The organism is Thalassospira sp. (assembly GCF_048059015.1).
Classification (GTDB): domain Bacteria; phylum Pseudomonadota; class Alphaproteobacteria; order Rhodospirillales; family Thalassospiraceae; genus Thalassospira.
Window position 1 is genome coordinate 43,650 of sequence record NZ_JBLLNT010000003.1, and the last position, 25,001, is coordinate 68,650.

The 25,001-nt window shown below is 53.6% G+C and carries 21 protein-coding genes; all 21 read right to left on the reverse strand.

The features are described from left to right. Position 1: 1 nt before the first annotated feature. Complete coding sequence (pyrH, locus tag ACMZ66_RS04095) at positions 2-733, reverse strand: UMP kinase (protein ID WP_416934701.1); 732 nt, start codon at positions 731-733, stop codon at positions 2-4. A 167-nt stretch (positions 734-900) separates the two neighbouring features. Next, positions 901-1,824, reverse strand: coding sequence for a translation elongation factor Ts (gene tsf, locus ACMZ66_RS04100; protein ID WP_416934703.1), 924 nt, complete (start codon positions 1,822-1,824; stop codon positions 901-903). Positions 1,825-1,910: 86 nt separating this feature from the next. Then, positions 1,911-2,690 (reverse strand): 30S ribosomal protein S2, encoded by a 780-nt coding sequence (rpsB, locus tag ACMZ66_RS04105; protein ID WP_416934705.1) that lies wholly within the window; start codon positions 2,688-2,690, stop codon positions 1,911-1,913. 231 nt (positions 2,691-2,921) lie between these two features. Beyond that, on the reverse strand, positions 2,922-6,407 hold the full coding sequence (dnaE, locus tag ACMZ66_RS04110; RefSeq protein WP_416934707.1) for a DNA polymerase III subunit alpha: 3,486 nt from the start codon (positions 6,405-6,407) through the stop codon (positions 2,922-2,924). Positions 6,408-6,506: 99 nt separating this feature from the next. Next, the gene (locus tag ACMZ66_RS04115; RefSeq protein ID WP_416934709.1) at positions 6,507-7,241 is read right to left on the reverse strand and encodes an ABC transporter ATP-binding protein; all 735 of its coding nucleotides are present in this window, start codon (positions 7,239-7,241) and stop codon (positions 6,507-6,509) included. Then, the gene (locus tag ACMZ66_RS04120; RefSeq protein ID WP_416934711.1) at positions 7,234-8,484 is read right to left on the reverse strand and encodes a lipoprotein-releasing ABC transporter permease subunit; all 1,251 of its coding nucleotides are present in this window, start codon (positions 8,482-8,484) and stop codon (positions 7,234-7,236) included. The genes ACMZ66_RS04115 and ACMZ66_RS04120 overlap by 8 nt, the downstream gene beginning before the upstream one ends. Before the next feature lie 113 nt (positions 8,485-8,597). Further along, the gene (gene proS, locus ACMZ66_RS04125) at positions 8,598-9,917 is read right to left on the reverse strand and encodes a proline--tRNA ligase (RefSeq protein ID WP_416934713.1); all 1,320 of its coding nucleotides are present in this window, start codon (positions 9,915-9,917) and stop codon (positions 8,598-8,600) included. Between the two features lie 171 nt (positions 9,918-10,088). After that, the gene (locus ACMZ66_RS04130) at positions 10,089-10,649 is read right to left on the reverse strand and encodes a hypothetical protein (protein ID WP_416934715.1); all 561 of its coding nucleotides are present in this window, start codon (positions 10,647-10,649) and stop codon (positions 10,089-10,091) included. A 419-nt stretch (positions 10,650-11,068) separates the two neighbouring features. Next, entirely contained in the window at positions 11,069-11,308 is a 240-nt protein-coding gene (locus tag ACMZ66_RS04135) for a DUF1467 family protein (protein WP_416934717.1), read from the reverse strand. A 104-nt stretch (positions 11,309-11,412) separates the two neighbouring features. Further along, positions 11,413-11,817, reverse strand: coding sequence for a methylmalonyl-CoA epimerase (mce, locus tag ACMZ66_RS04140; protein WP_416934719.1), 405 nt, complete (start codon positions 11,815-11,817; stop codon positions 11,413-11,415). Positions 11,818-11,962: 145 nt separating this feature from the next. Next, a complete protein-coding gene (locus tag ACMZ66_RS04145) occupies positions 11,963-13,639 on the reverse strand; it encodes a ribonuclease J (RefSeq protein ID WP_416934721.1) in 1,677 nt (558 codons plus the stop codon). Positions 13,640-13,713: 74 nt separating this feature from the next. Further along, positions 13,714-14,505, reverse strand: a complete 792-nt coding sequence (locus ACMZ66_RS04150) for a type III pantothenate kinase (RefSeq protein WP_416934723.1) — start codon at positions 14,503-14,505, stop codon at positions 13,714-13,716. Positions 14,506-14,548: 43 nt separating this feature from the next. Continuing rightward, on the reverse strand, positions 14,549-15,307 hold the full coding sequence (locus ACMZ66_RS04155; RefSeq protein ID WP_416934725.1) for a biotin--[acetyl-CoA-carboxylase] ligase: 759 nt from the start codon (positions 15,305-15,307) through the stop codon (positions 14,549-14,551). A gap of 2 nt (positions 15,308-15,309) precedes the next feature. Then, complete coding sequence (gene nuoN / locus ACMZ66_RS04160) at positions 15,310-16,749, reverse strand: NADH-quinone oxidoreductase subunit NuoN (RefSeq protein ID WP_416934726.1); 1,440 nt, start codon at positions 16,747-16,749, stop codon at positions 15,310-15,312. 11 nt (positions 16,750-16,760) lie between these two features. Further along, positions 16,761-18,278 carry an NADH-quinone oxidoreductase subunit M gene (locus ACMZ66_RS04165; protein ID WP_416934728.1) on the reverse strand — a complete coding sequence of 506 codons (1,518 nt, stop codon included), beginning with the start codon at positions 18,276-18,278 and terminating at the stop codon, positions 16,761-16,763. 6 nt (positions 18,279-18,284) lie between these two features. Next, positions 18,285-20,288 carry an NADH-quinone oxidoreductase subunit L gene (nuoL, locus tag ACMZ66_RS04170; protein WP_416934730.1) on the reverse strand — a complete coding sequence of 668 codons (2,004 nt, stop codon included), beginning with the start codon at positions 20,286-20,288 and terminating at the stop codon, positions 18,285-18,287. A 7-nt stretch (positions 20,289-20,295) separates the two neighbouring features. Next, the gene (nuoK, locus tag ACMZ66_RS04175; RefSeq protein WP_007089416.1) at positions 20,296-20,604 is read right to left on the reverse strand and encodes an NADH-quinone oxidoreductase subunit NuoK; all 309 of its coding nucleotides are present in this window, start codon (positions 20,602-20,604) and stop codon (positions 20,296-20,298) included. Further along, complete coding sequence (locus tag ACMZ66_RS04180; protein WP_416934733.1) at positions 20,604-21,212, reverse strand: NADH-quinone oxidoreductase subunit J; 609 nt, start codon at positions 21,210-21,212, stop codon at positions 20,604-20,606. Before ACMZ66_RS04180 ends, nuoK begins: the two co-directional genes overlap by 1 nt. An 83-nt stretch (positions 21,213-21,295) precedes the next feature. After that, on the reverse strand, positions 21,296-21,784 hold the full coding sequence (gene nuoI, locus ACMZ66_RS04185; protein ID WP_068518918.1) for an NADH-quinone oxidoreductase subunit NuoI: 489 nt from the start codon (positions 21,782-21,784) through the stop codon (positions 21,296-21,298). Positions 21,785-21,815: 31 nt separating this feature from the next. Continuing rightward, entirely contained in the window at positions 21,816-22,829 is a 1,014-nt protein-coding gene (nuoH, locus tag ACMZ66_RS04190) for an NADH-quinone oxidoreductase subunit NuoH (protein ID WP_167717887.1), read from the reverse strand. 87 nt (positions 22,830-22,916) lie between these two features. Then, the gene (gene nuoG, locus ACMZ66_RS04195; RefSeq protein ID WP_416934736.1) at positions 22,917-24,977 is read right to left on the reverse strand and encodes an NADH-quinone oxidoreductase subunit NuoG; all 2,061 of its coding nucleotides are present in this window, start codon (positions 24,975-24,977) and stop codon (positions 22,917-22,919) included. Between the last annotated feature and the right edge of the window lie 24 nt (positions 24,978-25,001).

The following is a 25,001-nucleotide window of genomic DNA, read 5'->3' on the forward strand; positions in this document are numbered from 1 at the left end:
TTCAGTCTCCATTCGAAATAATCGTAAACGTACCCTTTGCAGTTACAACGTCTGCAAAGGCGCCCGGATTATGCAAAGAAAATACAATAACCGGAATATCATTTTCGCGTGCCAAAGAAATAGCCGATGCATCCATTACACGCAAATCTTTGGACAAAACTTCCATATAGGTCAATTCGTCATAACGTTCTGCGGTCGGGTCGGTTTTCGGATCGGCGGTATAAACGCCGTCAACCTGCGTCCCTTTAAGCAGCGCATCACAACCCATTTCAACCGCGCGCAAAGCAGCAGCAGTATCAGTGGTGAAGAACGGATTGCCCGTGCCCGCAGCGAAGATCACAACGCGACCTTTTTCCATGTGGCGCACGGCACGACGGCGAATATAGGGTTCGCAAACAGACGACATTGGAATGGCTGATTGTACGCGGGTCTGAACGCCGTGGCGTTCAAGTGCGTTCTGAACTGCAAGTGCGTTCATAATGGTGGCCAGCATGCCCATATAGTCGGCAGTGGCACGTTCCATGCCCTGCGAGGCACCCTTGACACCGCGGAAGATATTTCCGCCGCCAATCACCATGCAAACTTCAGCACCCATGTCATGAACGGCTTTGATTTCGCTGGCAATCCGGTCAACCGTTTCAGGATCGATCCCGTATTGCTGTTTGCCCAAAAGCCCTTCACCAGAGAGCTTCAAAAGGACGCGACGAAATTTCAGTTGGCCGTTTTCTGCCATGTCGGAATGCCTCTTAAATGCCGATGTAGCGCATTGCCCGAAAAGGGGGAAATGCAAAATTCAGATATAAAAAGACCGGCGAGTAACAGGGCGGATATGCCGTGCCGACCTCGCCGGTCTGGATCATACACGAAATGATGACGAACGCACCATTCCGATCAGATGTTTTATTTGTTCAGCTGCTCAGCAACTTCTGCAGCAAAGTCTTTCTCTTCGCGCTCGATGCCTTCACCGAGTTCGAAGCGAACAAAGCCCTTGAGGGTGATCGGCTTGCCAGATTCTTTAGCAGCGTTTGCAATCACGTCTTTGACTTTGTTTTCACCGTCAATAACGAAGGTCTGCTCAACCAGAACAACCTGCTCGTAATATTTACGGATACGACCTTCGATCATCTTTTCGATGATCTCTGCCGGACGGCCGGATTCTTTAGCCTGTTCGGTCAGAACGGCTTTTTCACGCTCGACCAGTTCCGGATCCAGATCTTCAACCGTTGCCGAAGCCGGGTTGGTTGCAGCAATGTGCATTGCGATCTGTTTGCCAAGACCTTCGAGAACGCCGGCTTCAGCTTCTGATTCCAGCGCTACGAGAACGCCGATTTTACCGAGATCCGGTGCAACAGCAGAGTGGATGTAGGAAGCAACAACACCGTTATCGACCGAAAGACCAGCCGAACGACGCAGCGACATGTTTTCGCCAATGGTGGCGATCATGTGCGTGACCTGCTCTTCAACGTTACGCGAGGTGCCCGGGAAAGCGGTTGCTTTCAGAGCATCGATGTCGCCATTTGCAGCAACAGCCTGTTTCGCGATTTCGCCAACGAACTTCTGGAAGTCTTCGTTACGCGAAACGAAGTCGGTTTCAGAGTTCAGCTCGACAACTGCACCATTGGTACCGTCAACTGCAACAGCAACCAGACCTTCTGCAGCAACGCGGCCAGCTTTCTTGGCAGCAGCAGCAAGGCCTTTGGTACGCAGCCAATCAACAGCTGCGTCGATGTTGCCATCGGTTTCGGACAGCGCCTTTTTGCAATCCATCATGCCAGCGCCGGTGGTTTCGCGAAGCTCTTTTACGAGAGCAGCGGTAATAGCCATTTTTAAAGCCCCTATTACGCGATCAGGTTAACACCTAACAAAACGGCGGCATGCTAGCCGCCGTTTCATCAGGTACAAAATGAAACTTATGCGGAAGCTTCGTCTGCAGCTTCTGCTGCGGCAGCGGCTTCAGCCGGAACTTCTTCCGCTTCGCCGAGATCTGCGCCAGAAGCAGTCATTTCTTCCTGGATACCGTCCAGAACAGAACCAACAAACAGATCGCAATACAGCTGGATCGCACGGATCGCATCGTCGTTACCCGGAACCGGGAACTGAACGTTTGCCGGATCAGAGTTGGAGTCGAGGATCGCAACAACCGGAATGTTCAGGTTTTTAGCGTCCTGGATAGCGAGCGATTCTTTGTTGGTGTCGACCACGACGATGATGTCCGGAAGACCACCCATGTCCTTAATACCGCCAAGCGCGCGCTCAAGCTTGTCGCGCGAACGGGTCAGGTTCAGGATTTCTTTTTTGGTCAGACCTTCTGCGCCAGTCGAAAGGATTTCTTCCTGTTCTTTAAGGCGTTTGATCGAGTTGGAAACGGTGTTCCAGTTGGTCAGCATGCCGCCGAGCCAGCGATGGTTCACATAGTACTGGCCGCAACGCTTAGCAGCGTCTGCGATGATCGGGGAAGCCTGACGCTTGGTACCGACGAAGAGAACACGACCACCCGAAGCGGTTACGTCACGAACTGCCTGCATCGCGCGATGCAGCATCGGAACGGTTTCCTGCAAGTTCAGGATGTGGATGTCGTTGCGTGCACCAAAGATGTATTTCTTCATCTTCGGGTTCCAACGGCGGGTGTGGTGACCAAAGTGGACACCAGCTTCCATGAGCTGGCGCATGGTAAAGGTTGGCAGAGCCATAATAATTCCTACCTTTTTCCGGTTAATACCTCCGCGAAAGGGAATTTCATACCTCATGCATGAAACACCGGATGGACGAGTTGCCATATGACGGCAGTCGCCGCTCTTCCGCGTGCGATGTTCGGGGCGGGTTTTAATCCCGTCCCGCAAAGAATGCAACCCCTAAACGACGCATAAATGCGCGGTTTTTGATGCATGGCCGGGATTAAACCATACAAATAGCTGAAATCGTCAGATTTCTTCGGCAAACTCCACACCCGGAATGGCACCAATCGCACCAATCAGGGATGGACCGACTTTATAATTGTCTTCAAGCTCAATCTCCGCCATCCGGCCATCATCACAAACTGATGACAGGGTCACAAGCCCCCGGCCCTTGCCCGCACCTTCAAGCAATTGACGAATTTCGGGCACCGGGTCCGGGCGGTTCAGTCGAATGCGAATGCCTTCGGCGGCACCGGCAACGGCCTGCTCCAGATCCTCAACACGCTGACCCTGGATACGCAATTGTCCTTCACGCATTTCGGCCGCAACGATCAGCAATACCGGGCGCCCCGCATTAATGATTTCCTTATATGCTGCCCAGGCTTCGGCCCAGAAGGCTACTTCGAAGCTTCCGGTCGGATCGGAAAACATGACAAAGGCGAACTTCGATCCGTTCTTCTTGGAAATCATCTCACGCGCATTGATCAATGTGCCGGCCAAGCGGATCGCCCCCTTGTTCTGGGCGCGCATGCGAGCTGGCAATTCCTTGATCGGTGCAATGCCAATTCGCTGGATACTTTTGCCAAATGTATCAAGGGGATGGGCAGACAAATAGAAACCAATGGCTGAGAATTCCTCAGTCAGCTTTTCCATTGGAACCCAGTCGCGCTCATCAGGCAAACGGATCTTGTCTTTGCCAAAGCCGCTACTGTCTCCAAACATTGAAATCTGATCATCGTTGCGCGCCTGCATTTCGCGCTGGGCAACGGCAATGACCTTATCAACGTTTTCGTACATGACCTTGCGGTTTGGTGTCAGACAATCCAGCGCCCCTGCCCGCACAAGGTTTTCAAGCAGACGTTTATTCACCGCACGACTGTCGATACGCGATGCGAAATCGGTAATGTCCTTGAATTGACCATTGGCTTCGCGTTCAGCAACGAGGCTTTCCATCGCGGCATCACCAACGTTACGGACTGCTGCCAGCGCATAACGGATTTTACGCACGCCATCATGGTTTTCCACCGAGAAGGCAACTTGCGAGTTATTGACGCACGGCGGCAGAATTTCGATCTCAAGCCGCTCGACCTCCTGCTTGAACACCGCAAGTTTTTCGGTGTTATGCATATCAAGCGTCATGAGCGCTGCCATGAACTCGACCGGATAGTTGGCTTTCAGAAATGCCGTTTGATAGGCCACCAGTGCATAAGCAGCCGCGTGCGACTTGTTAAAGCCATAAGATGCGAACTTTGCGACCTGATCAAAGATGTCAGATGCCTGCCCGCGATCAACGCCGTTCTTTTCCGAACCATCAACGAAAAGGCCGCGTTGCTTTTCCATTTCCTCGGCGATTTTTTTACCCATTGCACGACGCAACAGGTCAGCGCCGCCAAGCGAATAGCCTGCCATGAGCTGAGCAAGCTGCATGACCTGCTCCTGATAGATCATGATGCCATAGGTTTCTTCGAGGATCGGCTGCAACATCGGGTGCATATAGTCAGGTTCTTCCTGACCATGTTTACGCGCGATGTAATGCGGGATGTTATCCATCGGGCCCGGACGATAGAGCGCCACAACAGCGATAATATCTTCAAGCGTATCTGGCTTCAGGCCGCGCAAAACGTCCTGCATACCCTGAGATTCAAGCTGGAACACGCCAACGGTTTCTGCAGCTGACAGCAACTTGAATGCGGCACGGTCATCAAGTGCAATTGCGCCAATATCAAAGTCTTGCGGAACATCCTTGCGCAATCGCATCAAGTTGACGGCTTCGATAATCACCGTCAGCGTCTTAAGACCCAAGAAGTCGAACTTCACCAAACCGGCGTTTTCGACATACTTCATATTGAATTGCGTAACCGGCATGTCGGAACGCGGATCACGATAGATCGGGACAAGTTCATCCAAATCACGGTCACCGATCACCACACCTGCTGCGTGGGTCGATGAGTTACGATAAAGGCCTTCAATCTGCATGGCGATCGACAGCAACCGATCAATATCCGGATCTTCACGCGCGATGCGACGCAGATCCGGTTCCATGTCGATCCCTTCCTTAAGCGGGATCGGTTTGGCCGGATCACCCGGGATCATCTTACAGATTTTATCGACATAGCCGTAAGGGATGCTGAGCACGCGACCAACGTCACGCACAGCTGCCTTTGCCTGCAACTTACCAAAGGTAATGATCTGTGCGACGCGGTCATGACCGTATTTCTTCTGCACATATTCGATCACCTCACCACGCCGGTCCTGACAGAAGTCGACGTCAAAGTCAGGCATGGAAACACGTTCCGGGTTCAGGAAGCGTTCGAACAGAAGCGAGAACCGCAGTGGATCAAGGTCGGTAATCAAAAGTGCATAGGCAACAAGCGAACCTGCACCAGAACCACGACCAGGCCCAACCGGAATTTCATGGTCTTTTGCCCATTGGATAAAGTCCGCAACGATCAGGAAGTAACCCGGAAAACCCATCTGGTTGATGATGCCAAGTTCGTAATCAAGCCGTTCCCAATAAGGTTTGGCGATTTCTTCCTTTTCCGCATCGGACATGCCTTCGGTATAGACGTGCTTTTCCAGACGGCCCTTAAGGCCCTCTTCGGACATATGACGAAGTTCATCAACCTCGGTGCGGCCTTCGCCACAGTCAAAGGGTGGCAAGATCGGATCGATCTTTTCAACGTGCCACGAACACCGTTTAGCGATCAAAAGCGTATTGTCGCAGGCTTCCGGAATATCAGAAAACAGCTCGCGCATTTCGGCAGCCGTTTTGAAGCGGTGATGCGGTGTGAGTTTCCAGCGTTCTTCCTGCCCAACAACAGCCCCCTGCCCGATACAGATGAATACGTCATGCGCTTCATACATATCAACGGACGGGAAATAGCAGTTATTGGTCGCAACAAGCGGCACGTTGTGATCATAGGCAAGTTTGATCAGCCCCGGTTCGACCTGATCTTCAACTTCTTCTCCGTGGCGCTGCAACTCAATATAAAGCCGGTCGCCAAAGATATCTTTGAGTTGTACCAGGCAATCTTCGGCTTTATCAAGCTGTTCTTCGGACAGAAGACGCGCCAACGGGCCGGTCGGCCCCCCGGTCAAACAGATAACATGTTTGGAATAAGTCCGGATATGTTCGTAAAGCGCTTTTGGCTCGCTCCCGGCTTCGGACGTCATATGGGCGCGAGAGACAATTTTCAGAAGATTGAAATAACCTTCCTTGTTCTGCGCGATCAGAACCAGACGATCAGGCATCGGTTCGCGGGCAATCTTGCCAACGGCGGGTTTGTCACCAAACCGCTCAACCCCCATCTGAACGCCAAGGATTGGCTGAATGCCGCCGCCGCTCAGCGCACCGGCAAAATCAAGCGCGCCAAACATATTGTCCGTATCGGTCATCGCAACGGCGGGTTGGCCGTCAGCTGCGCAAAGCTTGGCGAGCTCCTTCGTCGTGATGGCACCTTCGGCAAGCGAATAGTTGGTGTGAACACGAAGATGGACGAAACCGTTTTCCATCGATCATTAACCCCGGAAAATAAGACAAAAGGCAGGTAAAGCGCCGTATCACCCAAAGGCAAAACGACGCATCAGTTCAGCTTAGAGAATTTTGATCGCTTAGGAAAGTTCAGCCGGATCCAGTTCGATCAAATGACCATCACGCAGGGTGACAACACGGTCCATCTGACGGGCAAGTTCCGGGTTATGGGTCGCAATCAGCGATGCCAGACCGGTTTCACGCACAAGCGTCATCAACATGCCAAACACCGTATCAGCGGTATGTGGATCAAGGTTACCAGTGGGTTCATCGGCAAACAGAACGTCAGGAACATTGGCCAGCGCACGGGCAATCGCCACGCGCTGCTGTTCACCCCCGGAAAGCCTTGCCGGACGATGGTCCGCACGCTTTTCCAGACCAAGACAACGCAGAAGTTCCATACCGCGTTCTTCGGCCTCACCACGTTTCAGACCATTGATCATCTGCGGCATGACGACATTCTCAAGTGCCGAGAACTCCGGCAAAAGATGATGGTACTGATAGACAAAGCCGATATGGCTGCGGCGCATTTCAGTCCGCGCCAGATCAGACAAATCCGTGCTGCGCTTTCCACCGATTGACACCAGACCGGCATCGGGCTTTTCAAGGAGACCAGCAATCTGAAGCAATGTTGATTTACCAGCACCTGACGGACCAACAAGGGCAACGATTTCGCCCTGATGGATTTCAAGGTCTACCGATTTCAGGATTTCGAGCTGATCCGGGCCCTGATTGAAAATACGATCAATCTTTTCCAGACGCAGGACAACATTGCGCGCGCGTTGTTCGGCCGTGGTTTTCATCACATCACTCATAGCGCAGTGCCTCCACCGGGTCGAGGCGCGAAGCACGCCATGCCGGATAGACCGTCGCCAGGAATGAAAGCGTCAGCGACATGATGCAGACCATGACAACCTCGCCCACATCCATGTCGGCCGGAAGCTGCGACAGGAAGTAGATTTCGGCATTAAACAGGTCGGTTCCGGTTAGGCTCTGAATGAACTGACGGATATTTTCGATATTCAGGCAGAACAGAACACCAATGATCAGGCCACTGATCGTGCCAAGCACACCAATCGATGCACCGGCAAGGAAGAACACTTTCATGATCGATTGGCGGGTTGCCCCCATGGTGCGCAGGATCGCGATATCGCGCCCCTTGTCCTTCACCAGCATAACCATGCCTGAAATGATGTTGAAGGCCGCCACCAGAATGATCAGCGTGAGGATCAGGAACATCACATTGCGTTCGACCTGAAGCGCATTAAAGAACCCGGCATTTGATTGTTGCCAGTTCACAAGGCGCAATCGTTCACCGGCAAGGGTTCCCAGCATCTCGTCCATGGTGTCGCCCATGGCCGAGATATCATCAAGCATCACTTCAAAATGCGTGATCTGTTCTGGCAGTCGAAAATAAACCTGGGCCGCTGAAAGTGGCATGAAAATAAAGCCGCTATCGTATTCATACATGCCGATATCAAACAGGCCCGCCACCGTATAGGCCCGCACACGCGGAACAGCCCCAAACGCCGTGACGTTGCCCTTTGGCGAAATCAGATTGACCGTATCACCGACACCAACGCCAAGCTTCATGGCAAGACGCGCGCCCATGATCACGGTGTCATCGCCCTTGAAATCATCAAGCGAGCCGAAAACGATGTTATCAGCAATGGTTTGACGTTTCTTGACGTCTTCTGGACGCATGCCACGCACAATCGCACCCGACGCACGCCCGTTTTTCGATGCCATAACCTGCCCTTCGACCACAGGCACGGTCAGGGTCACATTACCGTTTTCAGCAATCTGCTTTTCGATCTTGGCATAATCACCAATCCCGCCATTGCCCTGTGCATAGACGGAAATATGCCCGTTCAGTCCCAAAATGCGGCCAAGCAGTTCGGCGCGGAACCCGTTCATCACCGACATGACGATAATCAGGGTCGCCACACCAAGCATGATGCCAAGCAACGAAAAGATGGCGATGACGGAAACAAAGCCTTCCTGCCGACGTGGACGCAGGTAGCGGAAGGCCACCATACGCTCGAACGGACTGAACATGGGCAATCTATCCTTGTGGAAGCTGGTCAGGAAACGGAACGCAACCAATTAGTTGGCAGCAGTTCCGGAAATGGCAACGGGGCAGCAAAGGCTGCCCCGTTTCATAAAGTCGATCAGGCGCTGATCTGGTTCAGTGCCGCTTCAAAGGTGACTTCGGTCTTCTCGCCGCTTCTACGGTTCTTGAGTTCGACCACACCGTTTTTCAAGCCCTTCGGACCAATGACGATCTGCCACGGCAGGCCAATCAGATCCATGTCGGCAAACTTGCCACCAGCACGGATATCACGGTCATCATAAAGTACTTCGATGCCAGCATTATTCAGCTTGGCATATGCATCTTCACAGGCCGCATCGCATTCATCATCACCAGTACGCAGGTTGATCAGACCAACCTTGTAAGGTGCGACTGCTTCCGGCCAGATAATGCCGTTCTCGTCATGGGATGCTTCGATCAAAGCACCAACAAGACGGGAAACACCAATGCCGTAGGAGCCCATCTGAACCGGGACTTCCTTGCCATCCGGACCAAGAACGTTTGCACCCAGCGGTGCAGAGTATTTGGTGCCAAAGTGGAAGATATGACCAACTTCGATACCGCGGGTCGCGATCAGGTCATCACCGGAAATCGGGCTGTTGGCGGCGTCATGTTTTTCTTCGGTCGCGGCATAGTCGGCGAGCGTGCCCTGTACCCAGTTTTCAAGGCCGGTACGATCATTCAGATCAACGCCCTGCCCGGTCAGGTCTTTGTCGAGCCATTTCTTGTCGCAGAAGACTTCACTTTCGCCGGTGTCAGCAAGAATGATGAATTCATGGCTCAGATCACCACCAATCGGGCCGGTATCAGCCACCATCGGGATCGCCTTGACACCCAGACGGGTGAAGGTACGGCAATAAGCCAGGAAGATCTTGTTATAGGTGTGACGTGCGCTTTCGTAATCGATATCGAACGAATAGGCATCCTTCATCAGGAATTCACGACCACGCATCACGCCAAAGCGCGGGCGGATCTCGTCACGGAATTTCCACTGGATGTGATACAGCATCTGCGGAAGCTGTTTGTAGGAACGCACATCGTTACGGAAAATGTCAGTGATCGCTTCTTCGTTGGTCGGACCGAAAAGCATCTTGCGGTCATGGCGGTCGGTGATGCGCAGCATCTCAAGACCGTAATCGTCGTAACGACCACTTTCCTGCCACAGCTCTGCCGGCTGAATGGTCGGCATCAGAAGCTCGTTAAAGCCGATCTTGTCCTGTTCTTCACGAACGATCTGTTCGATCTTTTTAAGAACGCGGTAGCCGAGCGGAAGCCATGAATAGATCCCTGCCGTGAGCTGGCGGACCATACCGGCGCGCAGCATCAAACGGTGAGAAGCAATCTGTGCTTCTGACGGGGTTTCCTTCAGGGTCGGCAGAAAGAACTGGGAAAGACGCATTAATGCCTCGTGATGAACAAATCTGAATGGTTGGGCGTTGAATTAACCTTGCCCGGAAAATGCGACAGCACAGCTCGAAACGCAAGCCGGAACTTGCGTTATATGATCGTACTCTCATTAGTTTCCAATGATGGCGAAACTGCGATGGTTCAAATACCTCGTGCTCGCCAATCAGCGAAAGCCCGCTTCACGACATGCCGCAATCAACTCATCATTATTGGCATCATCGCCCAGCGGCTGATCATTGAAGTAAACCCGTCCGTTGCGATAGGTGATTTTGCCAATGCTTTGTTCGCCGCTCATGCCTTCGGGAAGTGATGATCCGGCATATTCCATGAAATCCAAAGTGACCGGGAATTCGATCTCCTTGGGCAGAGATTTCAGGATGTTGCTGCCGCCATTCAAATCGGCCCCAACCACCTTGTTCCCGCGTACATCGACACCCGGCTTATATTCAACGTCATCTGCCGGAACATGTTTGACGATTGCCTTGCAGGCCGAACCCGACACCGTAATTTTCGGTGTGGCTGGTTCTGCGGTCGCGTTTGCTTGGCCGTTCTGATCGCCTGACATCGTCTCACCCTGCGAAGACGGAAACGGGGATTCGGCCTGTGCCTGTGCATTTGCCAATGGCAACGAAACCATCAAACTGGCGGAAACGGCCGCCAAAAGTCTGATTTTAATACCTGAACCGGGGTTTAAAATAGGTTCGACCAATGCAAACTTATTCATCTTTTAGTTTCACCCTATCTGTGTGCAGTGCAGCATCGAATCATTTGTGAAGTTTGGTCAAAACATCTTGCATAAAAATGAAACATGTGGCTTTTTAATCCTCCGCTAACGGCGCAAGATCGTTGCGGAAGGCGTATCGCAGCCGCTCATAAAATTGCGGGAGGCTTTGTTGCCAATAAGCATACAAGAAGCAGGCGCGACGTCGAATTAAAACCTGTGCTACGTGCCCAGGTCTTAGGAGGAAGCATAAAAAGATTACGGGAAAAACAGCTATAAAAATAGCATCTTAGCAAGATCCTTGTGATCTTGCTTTTTTTTGGGGCCGCTCCCCTTCCCGTCCGTTTTTGTGCAGTCTGAAACGACAAAACCCCGCAGCATTTTTGTGCGGGGTTTTCTGTTTTTCGAACGGCGAAAAATTCTTATTGAGGAGGACGAATTTCAATCATGCCACTGGTAATCACAAACCAGGCCACCACCCACAAAATCGCCGAAACCGCACTTGTCGCGAAGACCTTTTTCCACATATGGGCTTTTTGCGGTGCGCCGCTATCGTGACCGGGTTCAACATTTTCTTCGCGCTTCACCCCAAACGGCAGAACCATAAACAGAACCAGCCACCAGATGACGATATAGACCAGAAGGCCAGAAAACCAGTTCATGTGTTTCTCTTTAGCTTGAGGGCGCGGTTGGTGTGACGCAGGAAAAATAAAGCGCCCGAATTCTTTTGCAAGTCCGGGCGCTGTGACGTTGTTCGCAAACTAGGTCAGACTTGTTCAAGTTCGACCAATGTGCCGTTGAAGTCCTTTGGATGCAGGAACAGCACAGGCTTTCCATGTGCACCGATCTTTGGCTCCCCATCGCCCAGAACGCGCGCACCACTTTCCTGAAGCTTGTCACGCGCAGCAAGGATATCATCGACTTCGTAGCAAACATGGTGGATACCACCAGATGCGTTCTTTTCAAGGAACCCCTTGATCGGCGAGTTATCACCCAGCGGATAAAGCAGTTCGATCTTTGTATTGGGCAGCTCGACGAAAACGACGGTCACACCGTGATCGGGTTCATCTTGCGGTTCGGACACCTTGGCCCCCAGCACATCACGATACTGCGCAATGCCTGCTTCAAGGTCCGGTACGGCGATGGCGACATGGTTCAGCCGTCCAATCATGGTCTTACTCCTGCAAATATGATCTGCCCGATCAACGCCAATCTAGGATAGCTGACAACCCAAACACAATTGCCCATTTCGTCGAATGGCAATTTTCCAGCTCGACATCTGCGCAGAGCCGGTCAATCGGGACAAAATATCTGGATTAGCCCTGCTCGGTCACGCGGACGAGATGGACTTCAATCAATGGACGTTTGCCAAGGCGCTGGCGCACAGGACGACGCAGCGCCTGACGCACTGCCAAGATCACAGCGGCATCATCAAGGACTTCGTCATCATTAAGCTGATCAATACGATTGCCGATCTCGGCGGCAAAATGATGAAGGCGCGTTTCGTCTTCGGGTTCATCAAACAGGCTGGGTGCCGTGATCATCGGATCATTGACCATCTCGCCAAACTGGTTAAGCACCACGGTGACAAACATGACACCGTTCCAGACGATGCGATTGCGGTTGCGGAAAGTATCCGCATCACGCTTAAGCAACCGACCACCATCAAGCGCCAGAACACCCGCATCGGCAACACCGATCACATGTGCTTCACCCGGTGCCAGTCGGATCACGGTACCGTCATGCGGGATCACCTGTTCGGGGATCTGGCATTCCGCGCCCAAGGCCGCCTGTTCACAAAGATGGCGGGTTTCACCATGAACGGGCACCAGAATTTTCGGACGTGTCAGCTGATACATCCGGGTTAAATCTTCGCGGCCCGGATGGCCCGAAACGTGGATTGGTTCATCACGTGCGGTGATGACCTTAATGCCACGGCGGATCAAAAGGTTCTGGATATAGCCAATGGATTTTTCATTGCCCGGAATTTCACGGGCCGAGAACACAACCGTATCGCCCGGATCAAGCTCCACCGTCGGGTGATCCCCCTTGGCTATGCGCGAAAGTGCTGCACGTGGTTCACCCTGTGATCCGGTACAAAGCAGCAGCACCTGATCCTTGGGCACTTCCATCGCTTCTTCGTCGCTCAGAAGGTTCGGATATGCTGTCAGATAGCCAACTTCACGTGCGGCTTCGGTCACACGGTTCAATGAGCGACCAGCAAGGCCAACACAACGGCCATTTTCGTGGGCCGCCTCAATCACAGACTGCACACGCGCAACGTTGGTAGCAAAGCAGGCAACGGCGATGCGCCCACGCGAATGTTCGGCGAAAAGGGTCGACAGGTTTTTGGCGACCTCACCTTCTGATCCGGTTTTGCCTTCGGAAAAGACATTGGTGGAATCACAGACCAACGCCATCACGCCTTCATCGCCAAGCTCTTCAAGCTTTTTGACGTCGGATGCTTCGCCGATCTGCGGATCAGGATCAAACTTCCAGTCGCCGGTATGAACAATCAATCCTTTAGGCGTGCGAATGGCCAATGCATTCGGCTCAAGAATCGAGTGGGTCATGGTGACGAACTCGATATCAAAGCAGCCCAGCTTGAACCGACCGCCAAGCTCAATCACATGGATTGGCACCTGATCGGCGAAATCTGTTTCTGCCAGTTTGGCTTTAAGGAATTCCGCGGCAAACGGCGTTGCATAGATCGGACATTTCAGGCGCGGCCAAAGATATGGTACCGCGCCAAGGTGATCTTCATGCGCATGCGTCAGGACCAGACCAACGAGCTTGTCCTTGCGATCCTCGATAAAGGAAGGGTCAGGCATGACAACATCAACGCCCGGCAGGCCTTCCTCGCCAAAGGAAACGCCCATATCCACCATCAGCCATTGATCGTCATAGCCATAAAGGTTCATGTTCATGCCGATTTCGCCGGAACCGCCGAGCGGTACGAACAACACTTCGTCTTTTGGCAAATACAAATCCACGGATGGTAATCCTTTATCTTCGGCACTCAGATCAGACAGGGGTGATGTAATCCCTTGCCCGGCGCAAGCCTGTATCAGGCCTGATTGGCAATCTTTTCACTGTTACGGCGATAAATCATCAAAAGACCAAGCATGGTCAGATCCCCATGCAGGTATTCAATTTCATCTACAGCTTTTGTAAAGAGCGGCGCAAGTCCGCCTGTTGCCACAACTTTCATATGGTCGACATTCTGCTGTTTGCGAATACGTGCAAGCAGACCTTCGATCATAGAAACATAGCCCCAATAAACCCCGGACTGCATCGCTTCGACCGTGTTTTTGCCAACGACACTGCGCGGGGCTTCAATCGCCACCATCGGCAGTTGGGCTGCAGCCATATGCAGTGCCTTGATCGACAGGTTCACACCCGGCGCAATCACGCCACCAAGATAATCACCATTGCCATCAACCACGTCAAATGTCGTTGCCGTGCCGAAATCAAGCACGACCAGCGGCCCACCGAACAATTCATGGGCGGCAACGGCGTTGACCAAGCGGTCAGCCCCCACCTCGCTCGGACGATCCATGATGATCTTCATATCAAGATCAACCGCCGGATCGCCCACCACCATCGGCTCGACACTGAAATAGCGACGGCAAAGCGTCTTCAGGCTGAATTCCGCGGCCGGAACCACGGTTGCGATGATCGCACCGGTGATCGCATCGGCAGGAATGCCAGACAGCGTAAACAGGTGATGGAGCCACACGCCCAATTCATCGGCAGTGCGTTCAGTCGTGGTCGAACAGCGCCACTGCCCCTTGATGGTATCGCCATCAAAGACTGCAAAGACGATGTTGGTGTTTCCGGCGTCAATCGCAAGCAACATGATGCTTACAAGCCTCCGCTACAAAGCAAGGTAATCTATGAAGTCAGGAGGCAAAGAAAACTTCGCCAGCCCCGATACGGTGTTCGACACCGTTGTCTTCTCTTAGGATAAGTGAACCATCATCATCAAGTCCGACGAAAGTTCCTTCAAGCTCGCGTTCGGTCAAACGCGCCACAACCGGCTTGCCAATCCCATAGCCACGCATAAGCCAGGCTTCGCGGATCGGACCAAATCCTTCAGTCTCCCAGATCGGCAACCAGTGTGCAACACGCGCGATATAGGTCGATACAAGCTCATCGACCGAAACCGGCGAACCAAGGGCTGCAAGCGACGTTGCAGGACGTTCTAAATCTTCGGGGAAGAACGCCACATTCACCCCGGCCCCGATCACAAGGTAATCGGTTGCTGATCCCTGATTGGATGCGCTTTCAAGCAGGATACCGCAAATCTTGCGCCCATTGACCATCAGATCATTGGGCCATTTGCAATCAGGGCGCACTTGTTGCCCGGTAACGGTTTCAACCGCCTCGGCCATGGCAACAGCAATCAGGAAAGTCAGACGGGCTGCCTCGGCCAGTGAACAGGTCGGGCGCAGCAGCAAGGATGAATACAGGTTACCGACCGGCGATGACCAGGCCCGACCGCGGCGACCGCGACCAGACGTTTGTGTTCTTGCTAAAACAAGGGCGCCACTTTGGGCGCCCTTGTCCGCGAGGCGCTTGGCCTCATCATTTGTGCTGTCGATCGCTTCCAGTTCGTGAAGGTAGAAACCTTCGGGAAGACGGATCGTTCGCGCTGTCATTCTTACTGTCCGAACAGAGAGGCGGCAGCAACAGCTGCGCTATCCATCAGCGGGTTCGGGAAGAAGACGAAGGCCAAGATGACGATCGTTGCAATTGCCATGATGACGTTCATCTCGGTACCGTTGCGATCAAATCCTTCGACCGGCTCATCGAAATACATGACCTTGATGATGCGCAGATAGTAGTACGCACTCACAACAGAGGTCACGAGACCGATAACTGCCAGCGTCACAAGACCGGCATCAACAGCCGCCTTGAAGACGTAGAACTTGCCAAAGAAGCCTGCAAGCGGCGGGATACCAGCCATCGAGAACATCAGGATCGCAGTGATCGCAGCCATCAGCGGCTTGGTCTTGGCAAGGCCGGCAAGATCGGTGATTTCCTCAGCCATGCGGTCGTTACGACGCATGCACAGGATGACGGCAAAGGTGCCCAGGTTCATGACAAGGTAAATACCAAGATAAACTAGGATACCCGTGACACCGTCCTGCGTACCCGCAGCCAGACCAACAAGCGCGAAGCCAACGTGACCAATGGACGAATAAGCCATCAGACGCTTGATGTTTTCCTGACGAAGGGCTGCAAACGAACCAAGCGCCATGGACAGGATCGAGATCAGGACAATGATCTGCTGCCAGTCTTCAACGGCACCGCCAAACGGGCCCATCGCGACGCGGATGAACAGTGCAAGGCCAGCAATCTTCGGCGCAACCGCGAAGAAGGAAGTCACCGGGGTCGGTGCACCTTCGTAAACGTCCGGGGTCCACATGTGGAACGGAACAGCGGAAACCTTGAAGCACAGACCTGCAAAGATGAATGCCAGACCAACAAGTGCACCAAGCGGCAGCTCACCACCGACAAGGGTATCACCCAGAACGGTGAAGTTGGTGGTTCCGGTGAAACCGTAAACCATCGACATGCCATACAGCAGGATGCCCGACGCGATCGAACCGAGGATGAAGTATTTCAGACCCGATTCAGTCGAACGCACGGTGTCGCGGCGGATCGCAGCAACAACATAAAGAGCAAGCGACTGCAGTTCGAGACCAAGATACAGCGACAGCATATCGTTCGCCGAAACCATCGCCATCATGCCAAGGGTGGCAAGGGTGATAAGGATCGGGAATTCAAAGCGTGCCATGTTTTCGCGCTCGGCGAAGTTCATGGTCATGATGATACCGGTCGCAGAACCGATCAGGATCATCACCTTGCAGAAGGATGCAAAGGCATCAGCCGTGAACTGGCCGAAGAATGCGGTACCACCCTCGCCCATCACCACAAGGATGATGGCGACGATCTGTGCGGCAACTGCCAGCCAGGAGACGGTGCGGAACGATTTGTCCTTGCCGGCGAAAACCCCAAGCATCAACAACGCCAAGGCAGAAACTGCCATAAACATTTCGGGCAGTGCGGCCCCGAGGTTGAGCATAGAAACTCCCATGTTCATTCCCCTCAATTCGCGGCCAGCTGTGCGGCTTGCGCCGCTGCAGCCTGGGCCGTTTCGACCTGGTTGACGAGGTTTTCAACCGAGACATGCATGATGTCGAGGAAGGAGACCGGATAGACCCCCATCCACAGAACGATGATCACCAGCGGTGCGAAGATAATCCATTCACGCGGGCTCATATCGAGGATGGTTTTAAGGTTCTCTTTGGTCAGAGCCCCGAACACGATCCGGCGATAGAGATACAGCGCATATGCCGCACCAAGGATCAGACCGGTCGCAGCAAAGAATGCGACCCAGGTGTTGGCTTCGAACGCACCCAGCAGAGCCAGGATTTCTCCGATAAAGCCACCCGTCCCCGGAAGACCGACAGACGCCATGGTGAAGAACATGAAGATCAGCGCATAGCTCGGCATACGGTGGACAAGACCACCATAGGCATCAATCTCACGGGTATGGATACGGTCATAGACCACACCTACGCACAGGAAGAGCGCGCCGGAAACCACACCGTGGCTGAGCATCTGGAAGATCGAACCTTCGATACCATGCTGGTTAAAGGTGAATGCACCGATGGTAACGATACCCATATGTGCAACCGACGAATACGCAATCAGCTTTTTCATGTCCTGCTGGGCCAATGCCACCAGGGATGTGTAGATGATTGCAACAATCGACAGCGTGAAGACGAGCGGCGCGAAGGTTTCAGATGCCAGCGGCATCATCGGCAGCGAGAAACGCAGGAAACCATAACCACCCATTTTCAGAAGAACACCAGCCAGGATCACAGAACCGGCAGTCGGTGCTTCCACGTGGGCATCCGGAAGCCAGGTATGAACCGGCCACATCGGAACTTTAACCGCGAAGGACGCGAAGAAGGCCAGCCACAGCCACAGCTGCATATTATAGCTGAAGCCATACTCCATCAGGGTCGGGATGTCGGTGGTGCCGGCTTCGAAATACATCGCAAGCAGCGCAACCAGCATCAGAACCGAACCAAGAAGGGTATAAAGGAACAGCTTGAATGCCGCATAGACACGACGCTGACCACCCCAAACGCCGATGATGATGAACATCGGGATCAGGACGCCTTCGAAGAAGAGATAGAACAGCAGACCGTCAAGTGCGCTGAACATACCGACCATCATCGTTTCAAGAACGAGGAAGGCGATCATGTATTCCTTCACGCGCTTCTGGATCGCTTCCCACGCCGAAAGAATACAAATCGGCGTCAGGAAGGTCGCAAGCAGGACGAACAGAACGGAAATACCGTCAACGCCCATGTGATAGGAAATGTTCAGACCCGGCATCCATTCCGCCTGTTCGACGAACTGGAAGTCTGCGGTCGTTACATCGAAGTTCACCCACAGCATCAAGGATACAAGGAAGGTGAACCCGGAGGTCCAAAGCGCAACCCAACGGGAATTGCGGGCAACAGTCGCCTCCTCACCATTGATCAGAAGCAGCAGAGCTGCACCGACCAGCGGCAAGAAGGTGACGATCGAAAGAATTGGCCAATCACTCATCGCCCGTTAACCCATCTTCCAAATTGTGTAGGAGACCAGCGCCGCAATGCCGATCAGCATCGCAAATGCATAGTGATAAACGAAACCACTCTGAATGGCGCTGACGCGACGTGCGATGTTACGGCAAGCCGCTGCAACACCATCCGGACCGCAACCATCGATGATGGCACCATCCCCTGATTTCCAGAAGCCATAGCCAAGTGCAAAGGCCGGCTTGACGAAAATCTTGTCGTAGAGTTCGTCGAAGTACCACTTGTTCAGCGCGAAGCGGTAAACACCGTTGAAGGTATTTGCAAGCGAGCGCGGAAGCGACGGAACCAGCTTGTACATGACAATCGCAAGTGACAGACCAGTCAGCATCGCAACGAACGGTGCCCAAACGACCCAACCCGGGACGTGGTGTGCGTTCTCAAGTGCGTTATGGCCTTCGGCAACAAAGATCGCGCCGTTCCAGAACGACAGCATCTCGTCATAGTCGCCAACACCGAACCAATCGGATGCAAACCAACCAGCGAAGATCGCACCAACGGTCAGGAACAGAAGCGGACCGGTCATAATCGCCGGGCTCTCATGAACATGAGCCATGGTACGTTCATCAGCGCGCGGTGCACCAAAGAAGGTCAGGAAGATCAGACGCCAGCTATAGAACGAGGTCATAAGCGCAGCAAGGATACCTGCCCAGAAGGCATAAAGACCAACACCGGTATGTGCGGCATATGCGCTTTCAAGGATAAGGTCCTTGGAATAGTAACCCGCGAAGCCCGGAACACCGGTAATCGCAAGCGTACCAATCACCATGACAGCGAAGGTCAGCGGAACCATCTTGGCGATACCGCCCATCTTGCGCATGTCCTGTTCATCAGACATTGCGTGGATGACCGAACCGGCACCAAGGAACAGAAGCGCTTTGAAGAAACCGTGCGTCATCAGGTGGAACACACCAGCCGAATATGCCGACACGCCGCAAGCAAAGAACATGTAGCCCAGCTGCGAACAGGTCGAATATGCGATCACGCGTTTGATGTCGTTCTGAACACAGCCGATGGTGGCCGCGAAGAACGCGGTCGACGCTCCAACGATGGTTACGATCATCAGGGTGGTTTCAGCATATTCAAAGATCGGCGACAGACGCGCCACCATGAATACGCCAGCCGTCACCATGGTTGCCGCGTGAATAAGTGCGGAAACCGGGGTCGGGCCTTCCATCGCGTCCGGCAGCCAGGTGTGCAGGCCAAGCTGTGCCGATTTACCCATCGCGCCGATGAACAGCAAGAAGCAGGTAATTTCCAGAGCCGAGAATTCATGGCCAAGGAACATCAGCGTTGCGCCAGAAACCTCTTCGGCATTGCCAAAGATGACGTCGAACTGAACAGAGTCAAACAGAACGTAGACGGCAAAGATACCAAGCGCGAAGCCAAAGTCACCAACACGGTTGACGATAAAGGCCTTGATCGCTGCTGCCGAAGCAGACGGCTTGGAGTACCAGAAACCGATCAGAAGATACGATGCCAGACCAACGCCCTCCCAGCCGAAGAACAGCTGGATCAGGTTGTCGGCGGTAATCAGCATCAACATCGCAAAGGTGAACAGGCTCAGATACGCCATAAAGCGCGGCTTGTCCGGGTCATGCGACATATAGCCGATGGAATAGATGTGAACCATCGAGGAAACGCCGGTCACAACGATCAGCATCACGCAGGTCAGCGTATCAATACGCAGGGCCCAGGATGCATCGAAGCTGCCAGACGAAATCCAGGTGAACAGTTCAATCGTTACCGGGTTGCCACCAAGGGCAACGTCGACAAAGGCAAAGATCGAAATGATGAAGGCAATCACAACACCGGCAACGGTGACAAGCTGTGCCACGCGATCAGCCGATGAAACACCATGATGGTGATGACCGTGCGCGTCATGCGGGGCCTCTTTCGCGGTCGACATGGCGCCAACCAGCGTAATGGTCCCGGCAATGGCTGCCGCGATCAGGGGCAGGAAAACAATCAACGGATACATATCTGCCTTACCCCTTCATCATGTTGATGTCTTCAACCGCAATCGTGCCGCGGTTACGGAAATAGACGACCAGGATCGCCAGACCAATTGCCGCTTCAGCCGCAGCAACCGTCAGAACGAAGATGGTGAAAACCTGTCCAACGAGGTCGCCGAGGAACGACGAGAACGCGACCAGATTGATATTGACCGCCAGCAGCATCAGCTCGATCGACATCATGATGATGATGACGTTCTTGCGGTTCATGAAGATGCCGAAGATCCCGAGTGTGAAAAGGATCGCCGCGACGGTCAGATAATGTGCAAGACCGATTTCCATCAGATCCCCCTTCCGACCGGAACTTTTTTGATTTCAAGCGTATCAGCGCGGGAACGCTTGACCTGCTCGGAGATTTTCTGACGGCGGACACCTTCACGGTGACGCAGCGTCAGGACAATTGCGCCAATCATCGCAACAAGCAGAACCAGACCAGCCGCCTGGAAGATGTATGCGTAATCGGTGTAGATCAGTTGACCGAGTGCTTCGACGTTGGTCAGCCCCGCCGGTGTCGGCTGCGCGAGTACCGCGACCGCCTCATCGGTAAGGGTCCAGCCAGCGCCAACCAGTGCCAGTTCGACGAACAGAACAACCGCGATCAGAACACCGATCGGCAGGTAGTTCAGGAAACCCTGGCGCATTTCAACAAAGTTGATGTCCAGCATCATCACGACGAACAGGAACAGAACTGCGACCGCGCCGACATAAACGACGACGAGCAGCATGGCGAGAAACTCGGCACCCAGCAGGACGAAAAGTCCGGCTGCGTTAAAGAATGTCAAGATCAGCAACAGTACCGAATGCACCGGGTTGCGAACGGTCACAACCGCAGTCGCGGAAATCACCGCGACGGTAGCAAACAGGTAAAAAGCCAAAGCCTGTACGACCATAAGGTACCCCCTTGGCGAACCGTTGCTGCCCCTTTGGCAAACAACGGCCCATGAACTCTCTTTCTAACGATCAGACGCGACACTTACCGGTAAGGTGCGTCTGCCTCCAATCGTGCAGCAAGCTCGGCTTCCCAGCGCTCGCCGTTTGCCAGCAGCTTGTCCTTGTCATAGAACAGCTCCTCGCGGTTTTCGGTTGCGAACTCGAAGTTCGGACCTTCGACGATTGCATCCACCGGGCAGGCTTCTTCACAGAAACCACAGTAAATGCACTTCGTCATATCAATGTCGTAGCGGGTCGTACGACGCGAACCGTCGTCACGCGGCTCTACCTCGATGGTAATAGCCTGTGCCGGGCAGATCGCTTCGCAGAGCTTACAAGCAATGCAACGCTCTTCCCCGTTCGGGTAGCGACGCAGCGCATGTTCGCCACGGAAACGCGGGCTCAGCGGGCCTTTTTCATACGGGTAGTTCAGCGTCACTTTCGGCTTGAACATGTATTTCAAGGTGAGCGCCATACCCGATACGAGTTCCGCGAGCAGGAAGCTCCGGGCCGTCCGATCAATAAATGACATCGTATACCTCTCTCTTTCCGATGCGCGGCGATCAGGCCGGGACCTTGTCAAAAACAACCAGGAACGTGGCAACCAGCATGACCCATGCGAAGGACAGCGGCAGGAAGATTTTCCAGCCCAGACGCATCAGTTGGTCATAGCGGTAACGCGGGAAGGTTGCACGAACCCACAGGAAGATGAACAGCACGAAGCAGATCTTCAGAATGAACCAGATCGCACCCGGGATGAATTCGAGGAACGGCAACGGCGCGCTCCAGCCACCCAGGAACAGAATGGCGCACAGGCCACTCATCAGGATCATGTTCGCGTATTCACCCAAGAAGAACAGCGCAAAGGTCATTGCCGAATAATCGACGTTGTAACCCGAAACCAGTTCTGCTTCCGCTTCCGGAAGGTCAAACGGTGCACGGTTGGTTTCTGCCAGAATGGACACGATGAAGACGATGAACATCGGGAAGTGATAAACAAAGTTCCACTCCCAGATCCCGCCGACCTGACCGCGCACAATGTCGCTAAGGTTCAGGGAACCGGTCGTCAGCAGAACCGAGATGATGATCAGGCCAATCGAAATCTCGTACGAAACCATCTGTGCGCCGGAACGCAGCGCACCAAGGAATGCGTATTTGGAGTTCGATGCCCAACCGGCCATCACGATGCCGTAAACACCAAGCGAAGAAATCGCGAAGATGTAAAGAATACCAACGTTCAGATCCGCCAGAACCATGCCTTCGTCGAACGGGATAACCGCCCAGGCGATGATTGCCAGAATGAAAGTCAGCATCGGGGCGATGATAAATACGCCCTTGTTCGCGCTGCTCGGAATGATTGTTTCTTTCAGAAACAGCTTCAGACCATCAGCGAGCGGTTGCAAAAGGCCAAACGGCCCCACAACGTTCGGGCCCTTACGGAGCTGAATAGCACCGATAACCTTACGCTCGGCGTAAGTCAGATAGGCGACAGCACCCAACAGCGGGAGGACAATCGCCAAAATCTTGGCGACGATCCAGACCAGCGGTTCAATATATCCGTCCCAAAGAAGTTCCATCGGTCAAACCGTATCTTTTGCGTTTCGTCCCTGAATTGGGACACCCCCTTGCGGGATGGGCGACGATCAAATCGCCGCCCCCCTTACTCAGGCAACCTTCTCGGCAGCCGCTTCCTTGACAAAGGCCTCAGTACATTTGGCCATCGTCACCGATGCACGGCTGATCGGGTCGGTCATATAGAAATTGCGAACCGGGGAAACGAAACCTTCCGGCTTCATGTCGCCCGCTTTACCGAAATCGGCCCATTCTGCCTTGGTCGGAACGTTCAGCGACGCGAAGGTCGGGCTGATTTCCACCATACGGGTACGAACGGCATCGATATTGTTGTACGGCAGGGTCAGGTCCAGCGCGCCAGACAGCGCACGAACAATGGCCCAGTCCTCACGTGCATCACCAAGCGGGAAGATCGCGCGCCAGCCCTGCTGTGCACGGCCTTCGGTGTTGACGTAAGTACCGTTCTTTTCGGTATAGGCTGCACCCGGCAGAATAACGTCTGCTGCTTGGGCACCGGCATCACCAATCGCACCCTGGTAAATGACAAATGCCTTTTCCAGTTTGCTCATGTCGACTTCGTCTGCACCCAGCAGGTAAACAACTTCGATGTCGCCTTTGGAAGCGGCATCAAGGATGTCGTTGGTTGCAAGACCGCCGTCGCCCGGGACAAAACCCAGATCCAGACCGCCGACGCGCGACGCTGCGGTGTGCAGAACGTTAAAGCCGTTCCATTCACCGGAAACCATGCCGAATTTCTCGGCAATCGCGCGGGTTGCTGCCAGAACGGCATCGCCATCTTCACGGTTCAAGGCACCCATGCCGACGATGATCATCGGTTTGTTGGCTGCTTCGAGAACCTTGGCAAAGTCGTTTTTGCCGTCAAGAATTTCGCTAAGGGTGTCCGGGCCTGCGCCAAGATAATCGTTCTTGAAGGTCGGATCCCATTTTTCGCCGATGATGCCAAGTTTGAAATCACCTGCGGTCGAACGCCAGCGCTTGCGCAGGCGGGAATTGATGATCGGCGCTTCTGCACGGACATTGGCACCAACGATCAAGCAGGCATCTGCCTCGTCAATCCCGGCAATCGTGCTGTTGAAGATATAGGATGAACGTGCACCCCCAATCTTCGAACCGTCCTGACGGCAATCAAGGTTCGCAGAACCGAACTTGCCCATCAGGTCTTTAAGAGCCGTCATGGATTCACAATCAACCGTGTCACCAGCAAGGGCAGCTATCTTTTTGCCGTCCAGACCGGAAACCTTCGCCTTGATCGCAGCGAACGCTTCGTCCCAGCTTGCAGGCTGGAGCTTGCCATCCTTGCGAACATACGGACGGTCAAGGCGCTGACGCTTCAGACCATCAATTGCGTAACGGGTTTTATCCGAAATCCACTCTTCGTTGATGTCTTCGTTGGTGCGCGGCAGAACACGAAGTACTTCTGCACTGCGTGCATCAATACGAATGTTCGAGCCAACAGCATCCATGACATCGACGCTATCGGTTTTCTTGAGTTCCCAAGGACGCGCGGTGAACGCATACGGCTTGGACGTCAAAGCACCAACCGGGCAAAGATCGATCAGGTTCCCCGAAAGTTCGGAGTTGATCGAAGCTTCGATATACGGTCCGACCTCGGTGTCCTCGCCACGGTAAACAGCACCCATGGTGCCGACACCAGCGACTTCCTCGGAGAAACGAACGCAACGGGTGCAATGGATGCAACGGGTCATGATCGTTTTAACGATCGGGCCCAGTTCCTTGTCCTTCACTGCGCGCTTTTTCTCGGCGTAACGCGACGAGTCAAAACCATAGGCCATGGCCTGGTCCTGAAGGTCACATTCACCACCCTGGTCACAAATCGGGCAATCCAGCGGATGGTTGATCAGCAGGAATTCCATCACGCCATTGCGTGCTTTTTTGACCAGATCGGAATCGGTTTTAATAACCATTCCATCTGCCGCAGGCATGGCGCAGGACGCGACCGGCTTGGGCGCGCGTTCCATTTCAACCAGGCACATACGGCAGTTGCCGGCGATTGACAGGCGTTCGTGATAGCAGAAACGCGGGATTTCCTTACCGGCCTCTTCACAGGCCTGAAGGACTGTCGCCCCGGCTTCTACTTCAACTTCAATACCGTCAACTGTTAGTTTCGGCATGTCTCAATCCCTCTCAACAGGCCC

Bases quoted from the DNA above. Each gene is read 5' to 3' on its own strand.
- mce (WP_416934719.1), bottom strand. From the start codon at position 11,817: ATGATTGGACGGCTGAACCATGTCGCCATCGCCGTACCGGACCTTGAA.
- nuoI (WP_068518918.1), bottom strand. From the start codon at position 21,784: ATGTCATTTATTGATCGGACGGCCCGGAGCTTCCTGCTCGCGGAACTC.
- nuoL (WP_416934730.1), bottom strand. From the start codon at position 20,288: ATGTATCCGTTGATTGTTTTCCTGCCCCTGATCGCGGCAGCCATTGCC.
- ACMZ66_RS04135 (WP_416934717.1), bottom strand. From the start codon at position 11,308: ATGAACTGGTTTTCTGGCCTTCTGGTCTATATCGTCATCTGGTGGCTG.
- ACMZ66_RS04165 (WP_416934728.1), bottom strand. From the start codon at position 18,278: ATGAGTGATTGGCCAATTCTTTCGATCGTCACCTTCTTGCCGCTGGTC.
- ACMZ66_RS04150 (WP_416934723.1), bottom strand. From the start codon at position 14,505: ATGTTGCTTGCGATTGACGCCGGAAACACCAACATCGTCTTTGCAGTC.
- ACMZ66_RS04115 (WP_416934709.1), bottom strand. From the start codon at position 7,241: ATGAGTGATGTGATGAAAACCACGGCCGAACAACGCGCGCGCAATGTT.
- ACMZ66_RS04180 (WP_416934733.1), bottom strand. From the start codon at position 21,212: ATGGTCGTACAGGCTTTGGCTTTTTACCTGTTTGCTACCGTCGCGGTG.
- nuoH (WP_167717887.1), bottom strand. From the start codon at position 22,829: ATGGAACTTCTTTGGGACGGATATATTGAACCGCTGGTCTGGATCGTC.
- dnaE (WP_416934707.1), bottom strand. From the start codon at position 6,407: ATGGAAAACGGTTTCGTCCATCTTCGTGTTCACACCAACTATTCGCTT.
- proS (WP_416934713.1), bottom strand. From the start codon at position 9,917: ATGCGTCTTTCCCAGTTCTTTCTGCCGACCCTGAAGGAAACCCCGTCA.
- ACMZ66_RS04130 (WP_416934715.1), bottom strand. From the start codon at position 10,649: ATGAATAAGTTTGCATTGGTCGAACCTATTTTAAACCCCGGTTCAGGT.
- pyrH (WP_416934701.1), bottom strand. From the start codon at position 733: ATGGCAGAAAACGGCCAACTGAAATTTCGTCGCGTCCTTTTGAAGCTC.
- rpsB (WP_416934705.1), bottom strand. From the start codon at position 2,690: ATGGCTCTGCCAACCTTTACCATGCGCCAGCTCATGGAAGCTGGTGTC.
- ACMZ66_RS04120 (WP_416934711.1), bottom strand. From the start codon at position 8,484: ATGTTCAGTCCGTTCGAGCGTATGGTGGCCTTCCGCTACCTGCGTCCA.
- nuoN (WP_416934726.1), bottom strand. From the start codon at position 16,749: ATGGGAGTTTCTATGCTCAACCTCGGGGCCGCACTGCCCGAAATGTTT.
- tsf (WP_416934703.1), bottom strand. From the start codon at position 1,824: ATGGCTATTACCGCTGCTCTCGTAAAAGAGCTTCGCGAAACCACCGGC.
- nuoG (WP_416934736.1), bottom strand. From the start codon at position 24,977: ATGCCGAAACTAACAGTTGACGGTATTGAAGTTGAAGTAGAAGCCGGG.
- ACMZ66_RS04155 (WP_416934725.1), bottom strand. From the start codon at position 15,307: ATGACAGCGCGAACGATCCGTCTTCCCGAAGGTTTCTACCTTCACGAA.
- nuoK (WP_007089416.1), bottom strand. From the start codon at position 20,604: ATGGAAATCGGTCTTGCACATTATCTGACCGTCGCGGCGATCCTTTTC.